This window comes from Sphingopyxis chilensis (genome assembly GCF_035930445.1).
GTDB classification, from domain to species: domain Bacteria; phylum Pseudomonadota; class Alphaproteobacteria; order Sphingomonadales; family Sphingomonadaceae; genus Sphingopyxis; species Sphingopyxis chilensis.
Genome location: NZ_CP142394.1, coordinates 157,501 through 172,624, shown reverse-complemented (window position 1 = coordinate 172,624; position 15,124 = coordinate 157,501). Strand labels below are relative to the sequence as shown.

11 protein-coding genes, 1 tRNA gene and 2 rRNA genes (1 of these 14 cut by a window edge) are annotated in these 15,124 nt (G+C 63.0%); 5 read left to right on the top strand and 9 right to left on the bottom strand.

Going from position 1 to position 15,124, the window contains the following annotated elements:
* The first annotated feature begins 69 nt into the window (after positions 1-69).
* Together VSX79_RS00825 and VSX79_RS00820 are read left to right on the top strand one after the other, a co-directional pair.
* A complete protein-coding gene (locus VSX79_RS00825) occupies positions 70-498 on the top strand; it encodes a UrcA family protein (RefSeq protein WP_179498420.1) in 429 nt (142 codons plus the stop codon).
* Positions 499-704: 206 nt separating this feature from the next.
* Positions 705-1,358 (top strand): YqaA family protein, encoded by a 654-nt coding sequence (locus VSX79_RS00820; RefSeq protein ID WP_179498942.1) that lies wholly within the window; start codon positions 705-707, stop codon positions 1,356-1,358.
* A gap of 107 nt (positions 1,359-1,465) precedes the next feature.
* Here VSX79_RS00820 and VSX79_RS00815 read toward each other — a convergent pair whose 3' ends face one another.
* The 3 genes from VSX79_RS00815 to VSX79_RS00805 all read right to left on the bottom strand — a co-directional run bounded on the left by VSX79_RS00815 (position 1,466) and on the right by VSX79_RS00805 (position 5,155).
* Positions 1,466-2,023 carry a VOC family protein gene (locus tag VSX79_RS00815; RefSeq protein ID WP_179498419.1) on the bottom strand — a complete coding sequence of 186 codons (558 nt, stop codon included), beginning with the start codon at positions 2,021-2,023 and terminating at the stop codon, positions 1,466-1,468.
* The gene (gene hppD / locus VSX79_RS00810; RefSeq protein WP_179498418.1) at positions 2,020-3,108 is read right to left on the bottom strand and encodes a 4-hydroxyphenylpyruvate dioxygenase; all 1,089 of its coding nucleotides are present in this window, start codon (positions 3,106-3,108) and stop codon (positions 2,020-2,022) included. The genes VSX79_RS00815 and hppD overlap by 4 nt, the downstream gene beginning before the upstream one ends.
* A gap of 172 nt (positions 3,109-3,280) precedes the next feature.
* Positions 3,281-5,155: an ABC-F family ATP-binding cassette domain-containing protein gene (locus tag VSX79_RS00805; RefSeq protein ID WP_326914142.1), complete on the bottom strand. Its 1,875-nt coding sequence runs from the start codon at positions 5,153-5,155 to the stop codon at positions 3,281-3,283.
* 79 nt (positions 5,156-5,234) lie between these two features.
* Between VSX79_RS00805 and VSX79_RS00800 the strand changes: the two genes are divergently transcribed.
* Entirely contained in the window at positions 5,235-5,657 is a 423-nt protein-coding gene (locus VSX79_RS00800; RefSeq protein WP_326914141.1) for a VOC family protein, read from the top strand.
* A 3-nt stretch (positions 5,658-5,660) separates the two neighbouring features.
* On the opposite strand, the gene VSX79_RS00795 is transcribed toward VSX79_RS00800, so the two are convergent.
* From VSX79_RS00795 to VSX79_RS00785, 3 genes are read right to left on the bottom strand one after another with little or no spacing between them, the layout of a single operon-like run.
* Positions 5,661-7,217 carry a DHA2 family efflux MFS transporter permease subunit gene (locus VSX79_RS00795; protein ID WP_179498415.1) on the bottom strand — a complete coding sequence of 519 codons (1,557 nt, stop codon included), beginning with the start codon at positions 7,215-7,217 and terminating at the stop codon, positions 5,661-5,663.
* Positions 7,218-7,220: 3 nt separating this feature from the next.
* On the bottom strand, positions 7,221-8,375 hold the full coding sequence (locus tag VSX79_RS00790) for an HlyD family secretion protein (protein ID WP_326914140.1): 1,155 nt from the start codon (positions 8,373-8,375) through the stop codon (positions 7,221-7,223).
* Entirely contained in the window at positions 8,375-9,802 is a 1,428-nt protein-coding gene (locus VSX79_RS00785; RefSeq protein ID WP_326914139.1) for an efflux transporter outer membrane subunit, read from the bottom strand. Before VSX79_RS00785 ends, VSX79_RS00790 begins: the two co-directional genes overlap by 1 nt.
* 53 nt (positions 9,803-9,855) lie before the next feature.
* Between VSX79_RS00785 and VSX79_RS00780 the strand changes: the two genes are divergently transcribed.
* Positions 9,856-10,500, top strand: coding sequence for a TetR/AcrR family transcriptional regulator (locus tag VSX79_RS00780; RefSeq protein ID WP_326914138.1), 645 nt, complete (start codon positions 9,856-9,858; stop codon positions 10,498-10,500).
* An 84-nt stretch (positions 10,501-10,584) separates the two neighbouring features.
* Entirely contained in the window at positions 10,585-11,877 is a 1,293-nt protein-coding gene (locus tag VSX79_RS00775) for an Hsp70 family protein (protein WP_326914137.1), read from the top strand.
* A gap of 86 nt (positions 11,878-11,963) precedes the next feature.
* Here the strand turns inward: VSX79_RS00775 and VSX79_RS00770 are convergent.
* The 3 genes from VSX79_RS00770 to VSX79_RS00760 all read right to left on the bottom strand — a co-directional run.
* Positions 11,964-12,040, bottom strand: a tRNA-Met gene (locus tag VSX79_RS00770).
* A gap of 108 nt (positions 12,041-12,148) precedes the next feature.
* A 5S ribosomal RNA gene (gene rrf, locus VSX79_RS00765) occupies positions 12,149-12,263 on the bottom strand.
* A gap of 116 nt (positions 12,264-12,379) precedes the next feature.
* Positions 12,380-15,124: ribosomal RNA gene (locus VSX79_RS00760) — 23S ribosomal RNA — on the bottom strand (it continues 46 nt past the right edge of the window).

Below are 15,124 nucleotides of genomic sequence, written 5' to 3'. Positions count from 1 at the left end.
TAAATTTCAACATACTGGATTTTGACGCATTTTTAATACCCGATTGACGATCTCCTCACGGTCGCCGGCATGCGCCCCGGCTACTCCTTTCGCATCCGCAGCCTCCCCTTGGGCTGGGATGAAATGAAAGGGAGTAATTCGATGCGTATCTTTATGGCTCTGCCCCTGTTGCTGCTCGGCGCAGCACCCGCCTTTTCGCAGCCCATCGTGGCGACCGCGCCGACAGGCGAAATCGAGGTGGTGAAGGTCAGCTATGCCGATCTCAATCTCGCCAGCGAAAGCGGCATGGCGCGTCTGGACAGCCGCCTGCGCGCTGCGGCGCGGTCAGTATGCGACGTCCGGCCCGAATTTGAAACGACCCTGCGGGAAATGGCCACCAGCCGCTGCTTCCGCAGCGCGCTTTCCAGGGGGCGCGATGCCAGCCGGGATATCATCGCCGCGCGGAAAGCCGGCGTGCCGATGGCCGTCGCCAGCGCGATCATGATCACGCGACGCTGACCATTGCCCGTCCGCGCCAAGGGCGCGGACGCGACGAAGTCCCTTGCCCCCATCGATGGTGGGCGCCGCGCCGGAACCGCTCGCGGACGGTTCCGGCGTTTTGGTCTCAGCACGCAGGCTCGGCTCGACTTCCGCCGAGGCGCGCTGCATAGGAGGCCACCACCACCGCAAGGACCAGCATGACCGCCACACCGCGTAACAAGTCCATGATCCAGAATCTCTACAACTGGACCATGGAGAAATCCGCGCACCCCCACGCCGAATATTGGCTGGCGCTGGTCTCCTTCGTCGAAGCGAGCTTCTTTCCGATTCCCCCGCACCCGATGCTCGGCCTGATGTGCCTTGCCGATCCGAAGAAGGCAGTGCGCTATGCCGCGATTTGCACGCTCGCGTCGGTCGCGGGCGGCATGCTCGGCTATCTGATCGGATTCTTCCTCTATGAAAGCGTGGGCCTCGCGTTGCTCGGCGCGCTCGGGCTGACCGATGCCTTCCCGCCCGCCGCCTGCTATCTGCGTGAATATGGGGCGGAGATCATCCTGATCAAAGGCGCGACGCCGATCCCGTTCAAGCTGCTCACGATCACCGCCGGCTTCATCCACATGAGTTTCTGGACCTTCCTGTGGGCGAGCCTAGCCAGCCGAGCCTTTTCCTTCATGCTCGTCGGCATATTGTTCCGCTTGTTCGGGGCGCCGATCAAGGCGTTCATCGACAAATATCTGATCTGGGTCACCGGCGCGTTTTTAGTCGCGGTGGTCGCGGGCTTCCTCGCGATCGGCGCGCTGTCGGGCGGCGGAGAGACCAAGGAAGCCGACAAGTGCAGCGGCGCGACGCTTGAGAGCATCGGGCTGGATCGGACGTAAGTTCCGTCATTGCGAGCGAAGCGAAGCAATCTCCAGCTATCGGCTTGGTGCAAGGTCGATGGCTGGAGATTGCTTCGTCGCTACGCTCCTCGCAATGACGTTTAATCCTACTCGTTCGCCGCCGTATGCAGCCAGTCGGCGTGGCGCGGCGCCTTTTTGGTCTGGCTCCACTCTTCCAGCATCAGCGGCGCGACGCGCTTCAGTTCGGCATATTGCTCGGCGGTGCCGATGTCGCACGCCAGCTCGACGCGGTGGCCGTTGGGGTCGAAGAAATAGATCGACTTGAAGATGCCGTGGTGCGTCGGCCCGAGCACTTCGACGCCTTCGCTTTCCAGATGCGCCTTCGCCGCCACGAGTTCGTCATAGCTGCCGACCTTGAACGCGAGATGCTGGACCCACGCGGGCGTGTTCTCGTCGCGCCCCATGACGGGCTGGTTCGGCAGTTCGAAGAAAGCGAGGATGTTGCCGTTCCCCGCCTCGAGGAAGACGTGCATGTAAGGGTCATATTCGCCGGTCGACGGCACATGATCCTCGGCAAAGGCGGTGGTGTAGGTCATGCCGAGCATACGCTCGTACCAGTCGACCGTCTCCTTCGCATCCTTGCAGCGATAGGCGGCGTGGTGGACGCCGCCCAATTTGATCGGGCTTTTGATCGGGCTGGTCATTCGGCGGGCTCCTCGACGGTCAGGGCGCCTCGGCGAATCTGGTCCATTTCCATCGATTTGAACAGCGCGGTGAAATTGCCCTCGCCGAAACCTTCATCCTTCTTGCGCTGGATGAATTCGAAGAAGACCGGACCGATGACGGTCTGGCCGAAAATCTGGAGCAGCAGGCGCGGGTCGCCCTCGGTCGTCGAGCCGTCGAGCAATATGCCGCGCGACCGGAGGCCCTCGACCGGCTCGCCATGGCCCGGAAGCCGCTCTTCGAGCATCTCGTAATAGGTCGCCGGGGGTGCGGGCGCGAAGGGATTGCCGAGCGCCTTGAGCTTGTCCCACGCGGCGTAAAGATCGTCGCAGCTGAACGCGATATGCTGGATGCCCTCGCCATTATAGGCGCGCAGATATTCCTCGATCTGGCCCTTGCCGCCCGCGCCTTCCTCGTTGAGCGGGATGCGGATCTTGCCGTCGGGGGCCGTCATCGCCTTTGACGTCAGGCCGGTATATTCGCCCTTGATGTCGAAATAGCGGATCTCGCGGAAACCCGCGATGCGTTCGTAGAAGGCCGCCCAATGCGCCATGCGGCCGCCGTAGACATTGTGCGTGAGGTGATCGATCAGCTGCATGCCGGCGCCGACGGGGTGGCGATCGACGCCGTCTTCGTAAACGAAGTCGATGTCGTAGATGCTGAGATCGTCGCCGTAGCGGTCGATCAGATAGATGATCGAGCCGCCGATGCCGCGGATCGCGGGCAGGCGCAGTTCCATCGGGCCGGGGTTGACTTCGACCGGCTCGGCGCCGCGTTCGATCGCTTCGGCATAGGCTTTGGCGGCGTCGCGAACGCGCCAGCCCATGCCGCACGCCGACGGTCCATGCTCGGCGGCGAAATAGGCGGCGGGCGACTTGGGTTCGTAATTGGCAATCAGGTTGATGCCGCCCTGACGCCACAACTGGACGTCCTTCGAGCGGTGATGCGCGATCTGGGTGAAGCCCATCGCTTGGAACACGGGTTCGAGAATGCCCTTTTCGGGCGCCGAAAATTCGACGAACTCAAAGCCGTCGAGGCCCAGCGGATTATCGAAAAGGTCGGCCATGTCGCATTCCCATCTGGTTTCAATTGAAACTATTATGATGGAATGGGGCGCGCGAGTCAATGCGGGTGAGCCCCCAACAACTTCGCCATGCCGGACTTGATCCGGCATCCATGACAGCTTCGATGTTTGGACCCCGGATCAAGTCCGGGGTGACGATATCGGGGCGGATGATCTAGGCAGGCGCGCTCTCGAACGCCTCCAGCGCTTCGCTCGCCGCGACCCAGCGCGCTTCGGCGGCTTCCTGTGCGGCGACGATCTTGCCGCGCCGCTGCGACAGCTCGCTCATCGTCAGGCCCTTATATTCGCTCGCGGCGCCCTGCGGATCGAACATCGCGCGGTCGATCGCCGAGAGCACGACTTCATATTTGGCGAGGTCGGCCTCGGCATCCGAGACGTCCCGCTTGATCTTCGCTGCCGCCTCGCGCGCCGCTGCGGCCGCCTTGCGGTCTTCCTTCTTGTCGGCCTTTGACACGCGGTCCTTTTGCGGTCCCTTCCCCAAGATCATGTCGACATAATCGTCCATGCTGCCGTCATATTCGCGCGCAGTGCCATCATCGACGAGCACGAGCCGGTCCGCGGTGAGTTCGAGCATGTGGCGGTCGTGGCTGACGAGCACCACCGCACCCTCGAAGCCGTTGAGCGCCTGCACCAGCGCTTCGCGCGCATCGACGTCCAAATGGTTGGTCGGTTCGTCGAGGATGAGCAAGTGCGGCGCATCGCGCGTGATGAGCGCGAGCGCGAGCCGCGCGCGTTCGCCGCCCGACAGTTTTGCGACCTGCGTGGTTGCCTTGTTGCCCGAAAAACCGAAGCGGCCGAGCTGCGCGCGCACGGCGCCCTGCGTCTTGCCCTCCATCACGCGCGTCATATGCGCGAGCGGGGTGTCGCTGCCGTCGAGTTCCTCGACCTGATATTGGGTGAAATAGCCGACGCGCATCTTGCCCGACGCCGCCATCGCGCCCGCCATCGGGCTGAGCTGCGCCGCGAGCAGGCGCGCCAGCGTCGTCTTGCCATTGCCGTTGCGCCCAAGCAGCGCGATCCGGTCGTCGGGATCGATCCGCAGATTGAGCCGCTGGAGCACCGGTCGGTCGGCATAACCCACGCTGGCAAGGTCGAGCGTGATCAGCGGCGGCTTCAATTCGTCGGGGCTCGGGAAATCGAACGCGAGCGTCTGATCCTCGGCGAGCGCGGCGATCGGCTGCATCCGCGCGAGCATCTTGGCACGCGACTGTGCCTGCTTTGCGGTCGAGGCGCGGGCGCTGTTGCGCGCGACATAATCCTGGAGCTTCGCGCGCTGCGCATCTTGCGACGCCTTGGCCGCGGCGAGCTGTGCGGCGCGTTCGGCGCGCTGACGTTCGAACGCGTCATAGCCGCCAGCATAGAGCATGACCTTGCCACCCTCGAGGTGGAGGATATTGTCGACGACATTGTTGAGCAGGTCGCGCTCGTGGCTGATCACGACAAGCTGCCCCGGATAGGCGCGCAGGAAGTTTTCGAGCCACAAGGTCGCTTCGAGGTCGAGGTGGTTTGAGGGTTCGTCGAGCAGCAGCAAATCGGGTTCGGAGAAGAGCAGCGCCGCGAGCGCGACGCGCATCTTCCACCCGCCCGAGAAACTGTCGAGCGGCTGGCCCTGCATCTCCTCGTCGAAGCCGAGGCCGATCAGGATGCGCGCGGCGCGCGCGGGCGCGGTATAGGCGTCGATCGCGATCAGCCGTTCGTGGATATCGCCGAGCTTGTCGGGATCCTGTTCGGTCTCGGATGCCATGAGCAGCTGCGCGCGCTCTGTATCGGCGGCGAGCACGGTATCGAACGGCGTCGCGGTGCCGTTCGGCGCTTCCTGCGCGATATAGCCGACGCGCGTCTTGCGCGGCATGTCGATGCTGCCCTCGTCGGGCTCGAGCTGGCCGATCATCACTTTCATCAGCGTCGATTTGCCTGCCCCATTGCGTCCGATCAGCCCGACGCGGCTTTTCGCCGGCAGGCTCGCGGTGGCGCGTTCGAGGATGGCGCGCCCACCAAGGCGTACAGTGATTCCGTTGATCGTCAGCATGGCGCGCGCCTAGCATGTTGCGGCGCACAACCCAAGTCCCGGGCTGGCTTTCCATGCGCGGCTGCGGCAAATGGGCGGGATGGCCGACCTCGCCCCCTTTCATATCGCCTTTCCTGTCGACGACCTCGATGCCGCGCGCCATTTCTATGGCACGGTCCTCGGCTGCCCCGAAGGACGCAGCGATGCCGACTGGATCGACTTCAACCTTTACGGCCACCAGATCGTCGCGCACCGCGTCGATACGCCGCCCGCCAGCGCCGCGCACAATCCGGTCGACGGTCATGCCGTACCGGTGCCGCATTTCGGCGTCGTGCTGCCGCCCGCCGAATGGCAGACGCTCGCCGAGCGGCTGAAGGCGCACAATGTCGAATTCGTGATCGAACCGCACACACGTTTTGCCGGCCAGCCGGGCGAGCAGTCGACGATGTTCTTTCACGACCCGGCGGGCAATGCGCTTGAGTTCAAGGCCTTTGCCGATCTGGGGCAGCTCTTCGCCAGATAGCGGCTAGTGCGACGCGCCCATCGACACCTGTTTGGGCCGGGGCGCGATCCAGACGGCGGCGGCCGCGATGACGAAGACGACTGCTGCCGCAAGGAAGATGTGGAGCACCGCGAGCGTCGAGGCCTGCACCTCGACCAGCCGGTCGAGAAGCGCGCGTGCCTGTTCGAGCGTCAGCCCCGCGCGTTCGAGCGTCGCCATGAAGCCACCCGAATCGTTGAGCGACGACACGAGTTCGGATCGCGAGGTGCGGCTGGCGTCGTCCCATGCGGTCGTCGCGACCGCGGTGCCGATCGCGCCGCTCAGCGTGCGTAAAAAGCTCATGAGTCCCGCGGCCGAGGTCTGGTCCTTGGCCGGGACCGAGCTCAGAACTAGCGCGGTCAGCCCGACGAAGAAGAAGGGCATGCCCATGCCCTGAAGGACGTGCGGCAAGGCAAGCGTCCAATAGTCGACGTCGGCGTTCCAGCTGGCGCGCAGGATCGACATCGCCGCCATCCACAGAATGCCGGCGCTGACCGTCAGCCGGACGTCGATCTTGCCGAGCGTTCCCGCCGCGACCGGCGACAGCAACACCGCGAAACAGCCAAGCCATGCGACGACATAGCCCGTCTCGGTAGCGGTATATCCCGCGACCTGCTGCAACCAGAGCGGCGTCAGCACGACTTGCGCGAAGAAAGCGCCGAAACCAAGCGAGAGCGCGATGGTCCCGAAGGTGAAGCCGCGGAACCGGAAGATGCGCAGGTTGACGATCGGGTTGGCGTCGGTGAGTTCCCAGATGACGAAAGCGGCGAAGCTGATCGCCGAGACGACCGCAAGCATCACGATCCACGCCGATCCGAACCAGTCATGTTCGCGCCCGGTGTCGAGCATGATCTGGAAGGCGCCCACCGACACGACGAGCAGGATCAGGCCGACGGTATCGATGCGCGCCTTTTCCCGCTTCGTCTCGAACGGCGTCAGCAGGGTGAACACGCCGAAGGCACAGATCGCGACGACGGGAAGGTTGATGAAGAAGATCCACGGCCAGGTCCAATTGTCGCTGATCGTGCCGCCAAGGATCGGCCCGAGGATCGGCGCGGTGGTTGTCGTCATCGCCCAGATGGCGAGCCCGATGCCTGCCTTTTCCTTCGGAAAAATCTTGAGCAGCAAGATCTGCGACAGCGGCATCAGCGGCCCGCCCGCTAGCCCCTGAAGCACGCGGAAAAGGATGAGCGCGTCGAGCGTGCGCGACACGCCGCAGAGGAAGGAGAAGATACCGAAGCCGATGATCGAGATCATGAACCAGCGCACCGTGCCGAAGCGCATCGCGAGCCAGCCGGTGAGCGGCACGCTGATCGCGTCGGCAACCGCATAGCTGGTGATCACCCATGTGCCCTGCGTCGGCGACACCGCGAGCCCCCCGGCGATATGCGGAACGGAGACATTGGCGATAGTGGTGTCGAGCACGACGACGAAATTGGCGAGCGCGAGCGCGAAGGCCGCGACAATCAGACGCACGCCGGTCAGCGGTTGCGGTTCTGCCGGGACGCTGGCGGATAAGGGCGGGGCTGCGGCGCTGGCCATGACTCAGTTTCCGCGCGTGTCGACCGTGGCTTCCATCGACAAGCCGACGCGCAGCGGATGTTCCTTGAGCTGCTTCGGGTCGAGCGCGATGCGCACCGGCAGGCGCTGCACCACCTTGACCCAATTGCCCGTCGCATTTTGCGCGGGGATCAGCGAGAAGGCTGCGCCGGTGCCGCCGGCGATGCCGACGACCTTGCCGCGATAGACGACGTCGCCGCCATAATAGTCCGACACCAGCTCGACCGGCTGCCCGAGGCGAATGTCCCCGAACTGGCTTTCCTTGAAATTGGCGTCGACATAGGCGGTCGCGATGGGGACTATCACCATGATCGGCGCACCCGCGGCGATCCGCTGGCCGACCTGCACCTGCCGGTTGGTGACGATGCCGTCGACCGGCGCGCGCAGCACCGTGCGCGCAAGGTCGAGCCGCGCCTTTTCGAGCCGCGCCTCCGCGGCGGCGACATCGGGGGCGGTGTCGATCGTCGTCCCGCGCACCACGGCCTCGGCGGCGCCGAGATCGCCGCTCGCCGAGCCACGCGTCGCTTCGGCCGAGGCAATGCCGGCCGCCGCAAGGTCGCGCGCTGCTGTCGCCGAAGCCAAAGCCGCGCGCGCGGCAGTCAGCTCTTCGCCCGAGACCGCGCCGGTGCCCGCGATGCTTTCGCGCCGCGCCAGTTCGGCGCGCGCGCGCTCGACCGTCGCATTGGCGTCGCGCAGTCGCGCCTTAGCCTGCGCGATATCGGCGCCGCGCGCGGCTACACGCGCCCGCGCCGCATCGGCGTTCGCATCGGCCTGTCCGTAACGTTGCCGCGCGAGGCGCAGCGCCGCTTCGGCATCGGCGACCGCGATGCGCTGGTCGGCATCGTCGAGGATGACGAGGATGTCCCCCTTCTTCACCGCCTGAGTGCCACTGACCCGCACTTCTTTGACCGGCCCTGACACGAGCGCGGTCACCTGTGCCGAATCAGCGCCGACATAGGCGTTATCGGTATGGACGCGCCCCGCCTGGGTCAGGAAATACCAAGCCCCCCAAAGGATCGCGACCGCCACGACGACGGTCGCGAGGATGCGGAGAAGCTTCTTGCGCCGGGCGCCGTTGGTTTCGGCGTCTGGAATGGTTTCGGGAGCGCCGGTTTCGGTCGCAGCCGTTTCGTCGGCCATCATTCGTCTCCTGTTGGGGTTGGCGCGCTATATCCGCCGCCAAGTGCACGGATCAGGGCGATATCGAGAGAAAGCTGCCGTGCCTCAAGGTCGGCGACCGCGCGATCGAGCGCGACCAGGCTGTCCTCGGCGGTGAGCTGGACGATCTGGGTCGAGAGGCCGGCGCGATAGCGCAGCCCGGCGAGCTTCGACGCTTCAGCGGCAGCGGCCAGCGCCTCGCGTCGCCCGGTGAGTTGACGCATGGTCGCGGCGCGGCTGGCGACGATATCGGCGACATCGCGCAGAGCGTCGATCAGCGTGCGGTCATAGGTCGCGACCGCCGCGTCATATTCGGCACGCGACCCGCGATAGCGGCCAGCGAGCCGCCCGCCCTCGAAGACCGGCAGGCTGATCGCGGCGCCGCCATTGCCATATTCGGACCCCGACTTGAACAGGTTCGAGAGGCCGAGCGACTGGAGCCCGACGAGCGCCGACAGGCTGATATTGGGATAGAAATCGGCGCGCGCGACGTCGATGCGCTTGGCGGCGGCTTCGGACCGCAGCCGCGCCGCGACGATATCGGGACGCCGCCCGATCAGGTCGATCCCGGCGTCGCCTGGCAGGCCGAGCGCCGGGCGCGCCATCTGGGGGCGCGCGATCGAAAGGCCGCGATCGGGGCCCGCGCCGAGCAGCGCGGCGATCCGATTGCGCGTCGTCGCGATCGCTTCCTCGAGCGCGACGACGTCCGCCCGTGCAGACGCGGCGCGACTTTCGGCCTGCCGCTGGCTCGCCTGATTTTCGATGCCGGCGCGCGCGCGCGCGCCTGACAGGTCGGCGCTCGCCGTGCGGACGCGAACCGCCTCGTTCGCGACGTCGAGCGCATGATAATAGCCGTCGAGATCGGCATAGGCGGCGGCGATGCCGGTGGTAAGCATCAAGCGTGCCTGCGCCTCGTCGACGCGGGCGGCCTCCGCCTCCGACGTCGCTGCGGCGAGCGCCGCGCGGTTCTTGCCCCATAGGTCGAGATCGAAACCGAACGTCGCGGCGATATGGCCGGTGTCCTGAATGCCATCGGGAACGAATTCGGGCGGGATGCCCATATTCTTGCTCTGCTGAACGCCGCCCGCGCTCGCCTCGGCACCAACGCGCGGCAGCAGCGCCGCTCCTGCTTGTTGCGCCATGGCATCGGCCGCGCGCACACGCGCGGCGGCGATGGCGACGTCGGGCGAACCCTTCACCCCCTCGGTGATCAGCGTATCGAGCTGCGTATCGCCAAAGCTCCGCCACCAGCCTTCGACTGGCCATTCGCCATTGGCGTCGGCGAAACTGGCCGCCGACTCGAACGACGCAGCGGTCGCAGGGGCAGGCTTCGGACCAAGGTCGGGAACGCTCGCGCAACCCGCCAACAGGCCGAAAACCGCGGTTGTGAGAAATAATGATCGGGGCATGGCTTCCAACGATACTAGCTGGTATCATGCGCCAATGAACTTCGGAGGATGCGTTGTCAATCGAAATGATACCAGACAGTACGGCGGCGCCCGACGCCGCTGCAACGATCCGGCGCAAGGCGTTCGTCGATGCGGCGCGCGAGCTGTTCTTCGCGAATGGCTATGCGGGAACAACGATGTCGTCGATCGCGAGTAAGGTTGGCGGATCGAAGACAACGCTGTGGACCTATTTCCCGTCGAAGGAGGAGCTGTTCGAAGCCGTGGTCGACGATATCGTGGAGCAATATGGCCAGGCGCTGGCGATTGAGTTGCCGCTCGACGAGCCTGTCCCCGACGTGCTGGGGCGTTTCGGAAACCTGCTCATGACCAAGCTCACCGCAACGCCGATCCTGTCGCTCTTTCGGCTCGTCGTCGGCGAGGCCGAGCGCTTCCCGCATCTCGCCGAAACCTTCTACGAGCGCGGGCCGCGCCGCGGAAAGGCGCGCGCGGCCGACTGGATCGGGGAGAAAATGGCGCGCGGTGAACTAAGGGCTGGCGATCCGATGCGCGCGGTGCAGCAATTCACCGGACTGTGCCAGTCGGGCCTCTATCAGTTCGCGATGCTCAATCTTCCCGAAAGCCGCGATCTTCCTCGCCTGCAGGACGATGTCGATGCCGCGGTCGACGCTTTCTATCGCGCGTGGCGGCCCGACGCCTAGCCGCCTGTCCCGAGCTTGCCCGATAGGTTGTCCTGTGCAATAGGCGCCGCCCCGCGAGGGATCCCATCGCCACAGGAGCATGTCATGAACAAGGCGGCCGCGAGCGCGCTCGGCCTCGATTTCGGCACGACGAATAGCGTCGTGGCACTTGCCGACGGCCGAGGCGGCACCAGGCTCGTCGAGTTTGGCGACGCGGGCGATGCGGTGTTCCGTTCGGCGCTCTGCTTCTGGGAAGAGGAGCGCGGCTGGAACGGCATCGCGCACGAGGCGGGTCCGTGGGCGATCGACGAATATCTGCAATCGCCGCTCGACAGCCGCTTCATCCAGTCTTTCAAGAGCGTCGCTGCGAGCCCGCTGTTCGAGCGCACGATGATCTGGGGCAAGCCGCTCCGTTTCGAGGATCTTGGCCGCCTCTTCCTCCAGCGCCTTGTCGCCCATGCGGGCGGCGCGCTCGACGAACGACCACGCCGCATCATCGTCGGGCGCCCGGTCGAATATGCCGGCGCGCGGCCTGATCCCGAACTCGCGCGCCAGCGCTACGATGCGATGCTCGCGGCGTTCGGCACCGAAATCTATTATGTCCACGAACCGCTCGGCGCCGCGCACAGCTATGCCTCGCGCCTGACCGAGCCCGCGACGATCCTCGTCGCCGACTTTGGCGGCGGCACCACCGACTTTTCGATCGTCCGCGTCGCCGAGCCGGGTGCGCCGCGACGCTGCGTGCCGCTCGCCTCATCGGGGATCGGGATCGCGGGCGATCGCTTCGATTACCGCATCGTCGACCGGCTGGTGCTGCCGCTGCTCGGCAAGGGCAGCCACTATCGCTCGTTCGACAAGATCCTCGAGATTCCGGGCGGCTATTTCGCCGATTTCGGCGACTGGTCGCGGCTCGCGATGATGCGCAACCGCCGCACACTCGACGAGCTCCGCCGCCTGCAACGCGACGCCGACCGCCCTGAACTGGTCGGCCGGATGATCGCGCTGATCGAGCATGAGCAGGGATTTCCGCTCTACGACGCTGTCGGTAAGCTGAAGCGCGCGCTCTCGGGCAGCAACGAGGCGCCATTCCATTTTTCCGGCGGCGGAATCGAGATCGGCGCCGATGTCCGGCGCGCCGATTTCGAGCGCTGGATCGCCGACGACCTCAAGCGCATCGAGGCGGCGATGGATCAGGCACTCGCCCGCGCGGGCATCGCGCCCGAGGCGATCGACCGCGTCTTCCTGACCGGAGGATCGTCGCTGATCCCGGCTATCAGCGCTTTGTTCGAGCGCCGTTTCGGCGAAGAGCGTATCGCGACGGGCGGCGAGTTGACCTCGATCGCCCACGGGCTCGCGCTGATCGGTGAGGAATCCGATCCCGCCGAATGGGCGGCTTGAGCCTAGAATAGCCGCAACGCCCGGAAAGTCACCCGCGCTTCAGACGCAAAAAAGCCCGCGCCCCAATGGGATCGCGGGCTTTTTGTTGGTTGCGGGAGTAGGATTTGAACCTACGACCTTCAGGTTATGAGCCTGACGAGCTACCGGGCTGCTCCATCCCGCGTCAACCAGCTTGCGATCCGTTCGGATCCGCAAAAACAGCAAAAGGCCGGCATCGCTGCCGGCCTCTAACTTTGTGAATGGGTTTTTTCGACCTTACGCCGGCCACAATGCCTGGCGACGTCCTACTCTTCCGGGGCTTAAGCCACAGTACCATCGGCGCTGTCAGGTTTCACGTCCGAGTTCGAGATGGGATCGGGTGGGTCACTGACGCCATGGTCACCAAGCAATGAAGCCGGCGTAGGTCAAAAAAGGGTTCAATCGATGCCCGTGCAATACTGTCTGATCAATCATCCACTTATCATGGACAAACCGGTCAGGCTTGTCGTTGATGGCGGGACTCTTAAGTGCGAATAGAGCAATTAGTATCGGTTAGCTCCACGCGTTACCGCGCTTCTACATCCGATCTATCAACGTGGTGGTCTTCCACGGCTCTAAGAAATCTTATCTTGAGGGAGGCTTCCCGCTTAGATGCTTTCAGCGGTTATCCCGTCCATACATAGCTACCCTGCTGCGCGGCTGGCGCCACGACAGGTACACCAGAGGTATGTTCAACCCGGTCCTCTCGTACTAGGGTCAACTCCTCTCAAATTTCGACGCCCACGGCAGATAGGGACCAAACTGTCTCACGACGTTCTGAACCCAGCTCACGTACCACTTTAATTGGCGAACAGCCAAACCCTTGGGACCTGCTCCAGCCCCAGGATGTGATGAGCCGACATCGAGGTGCCAAACGATTCCGTCGATATGAGCTCTTGGGAATCATCAGCCTGTTATCCCCGGCGTACCTTTTATCCGTTGAGCGATGGCCCTTCCACTCGGGACCACCGGATCACTATGACCGACTTTCGTCTCTGCTCGACTCGTCAGTCTCGCAGTCAGGCAGGCTTATGCCATTGCACTCTAACAGACGGTTTCCAACCGTCCTGAGCCTACCATCGCGCGCCTCCGTTACTCTTTAGGAGGCGACCGCCCCAGTCAAACTACCCGCCACAGAGGGTCCCTGATCCAGTTTCATGGATCGAGGTTAGACATCAGAAAACAACAGGGTGGTATTTCACCTATGGCTCCACACCGGCTGGCGCCAGTGCTTCAAAGCCTCCCACCTATGCTACACAGTTCTTTCCTAATGCCACTCTGAAGCTGCAGTAAAGGTGCACGGGGTCTTTCCGTCTAACCGCGGGTACTCCGCATCTTCACGGAGAATTCAATTTCGCTGAGCATCTCCTGGAGACAGTGGGGAAGTCGTTACGCCATTCGTGCAGGTCGGAACTTACCCGACAAGGAATTTCGCTACCTTAGGACCGTTATAGTTACGGCCGCCGTTTACCTGGGCTTCATTTCGGAGCTTGCACCCCTCCACTTAACCTTCAGGCACCGGGCAGGCGTCAGGCCCTATACGTCGTCTTGAAGCCGACTTAGCAGAGCCCTGTGTTTTTGCTAAACAGTCGCTACCCCCTGGCCTGTGCCCCCCACAACTGGTTGCCCAGATGTGGGGCCTCCTTCTTCCGAAGGTACGGAGGCAATTTGCCGAGTTCCTTCAGGAGACTTCTCTCAAGCGCCTTGGTATACTCTACCATCCCACCTGTGTCGGTTTAGGGTACGGTCTATAATGGAGGGGCTATTTCCTGGAACCTCTTCAAAGCCTGACCAATCCAATAAGGTCAGACAATTTACGAGATCCGTCACACACCTCCAGGCCCACGAATATTAACGTGGTTCCCATCGACTACCCCCTTCGGGCTCGTCTTAGGGGCCGGCTTACCCTGCTCAGATTAGCTTTAAGCAGGAACCCTTGGGATTTCGGCGAGAGGGCATCTCACCCTCTTTATCGCTACTCATGTCAGCATTCGCACTTCCGATACCTCCACGACCCATTACCAGATCGCTTCATCAGCCTACGGAACGCTCCGCTACCGCGTGTATTGCTACACACCCTAAGCTTCGGTGCACGTCTTGAGCCCCGTTACATTTTCGCCGCAGGAACCCTTAATTAGACCAGTGAGCTGTTACGCTTTCTTTAAAGGATGGCTGCTTCTAAGCCAACCTCCTGGTTGTTTTGGGATTCCCACATGCTTTCCCACTTAGACGTGACTTGGGGACCTTAGCTGTAGGTCAGGGCTGTTTCCCTTTTGACGACGGACCTTAGCACCCGCCGTCTGTCTGCCGGATATTACTCATGGGTATTCGGAGTTTGGTTAGAATTGGTAGATCTCGCGACCCCCGCATCCATCCAGTGCTCTACCCCCCATGGTATTCATCCGACGCTCTACCTCAATAGATTTCGCGGAGAACCAGCTATTTCCCGGTTTGATTGGCCTTTCACCCCTAAACACAACTCATCCGACAATTTTTCAACATTGAACGGTTCGGTCCTCCAGTGCGTGTTACCGCACCTTCAACCTGGTCATGCCTAGATCACCGGGTTTCGGGTCTAATGCAACAAACTCATTCGCCCTATTCAGACTCGCTTTCGCTGCGCCTACACCTAACGGCTTAAGCTTGCTTGTTACACTAAGTCACTGACCCATTATGCAAGAGGTACGCAGTCAGGCCTCAAGGGCCCTCCTACTGCTTGTAGGCGTTCGGTTTCAGGTACTGTTTCACTCCCCTCATCGGGGTGCTTTTCACCTTTCCCTCACGGTACTAGTTCACTATCGGTCATACAGGAGTACTTAGGCTTAGAGGGTGGTCCCCCTACGTTCAGACAGGGTTTCACGTGCCCCGCCCTACTCAAATCCTTCAACATCAGTTTCGCATACGGGACTGTCACCCGCTATGGTCACACTTTCCAGAGTGTTCTGCTACTTGAATTGAAGGCATTGGCCTGGTCCCGGTTCGCTCGCCACTACTACGGGAGTCTCTGTTGATGTCCTTTCCTCCGGGTACTGAGATGTTTCAGTTCCCCGGGTTCGCTTCACCAAAGCTATGTATTCACTTCGGTGATACCCTTCCCATTTAACCTTCGATGCCGACAAGTCGGCAGCGAAATTAAATGGTGAGGGTGGGTTTCCCCATTCGGAAATCGTTGGATCAAAGCTTGCTCACAGCTCCCCAACGCTTATCGCAGCGTGCCACGTCCTTCATC

Coding starts and splice junctions, on each gene's coding strand:
- hppD (WP_179498418.1), bottom strand. CDS start 3,108: ATGGCCGACCTTTTCGATAATCCGCTGGGCCTCGACGGCTTTGAGTTC.
- VSX79_RS00790 (WP_326914140.1), bottom strand. CDS start 8,375: ATGGCCGACGAAACGGCTGCGACCGAAACCGGCGCTCCCGAAACCATT.
- VSX79_RS00775 (WP_326914137.1), top strand. CDS start 10,585: ATGAACAAGGCGGCCGCGAGCGCGCTCGGCCTCGATTTCGGCACGACG.
- VSX79_RS00795 (WP_179498415.1), bottom strand. CDS start 7,217: ATGGCCAGCGCCGCAGCCCCGCCCTTATCCGCCAGCGTCCCGGCAGAA.
- VSX79_RS00825 (WP_179498420.1), top strand. CDS start 70: ATGCGCCCCGGCTACTCCTTTCGCATCCGCAGCCTCCCCTTGGGCTGG.
- VSX79_RS00815 (WP_179498419.1), bottom strand. CDS start 2,023: ATGACCAGCCCGATCAAAAGCCCGATCAAATTGGGCGGCGTCCACCAC.
- VSX79_RS00800 (WP_326914141.1), top strand. CDS start 5,235: ATGGCCGACCTCGCCCCCTTTCATATCGCCTTTCCTGTCGACGACCTC.
- VSX79_RS00820 (WP_179498942.1), top strand. CDS start 705: ATGATCCAGAATCTCTACAACTGGACCATGGAGAAATCCGCGCACCCC.
- VSX79_RS00805 (WP_326914142.1), bottom strand. CDS start 5,155: ATGCTGACGATCAACGGAATCACTGTACGCCTTGGTGGGCGCGCCATC.
- VSX79_RS00785 (WP_326914139.1), bottom strand. CDS start 9,802: ATGCCCCGATCATTATTTCTCACAACCGCGGTTTTCGGCCTGTTGGCG.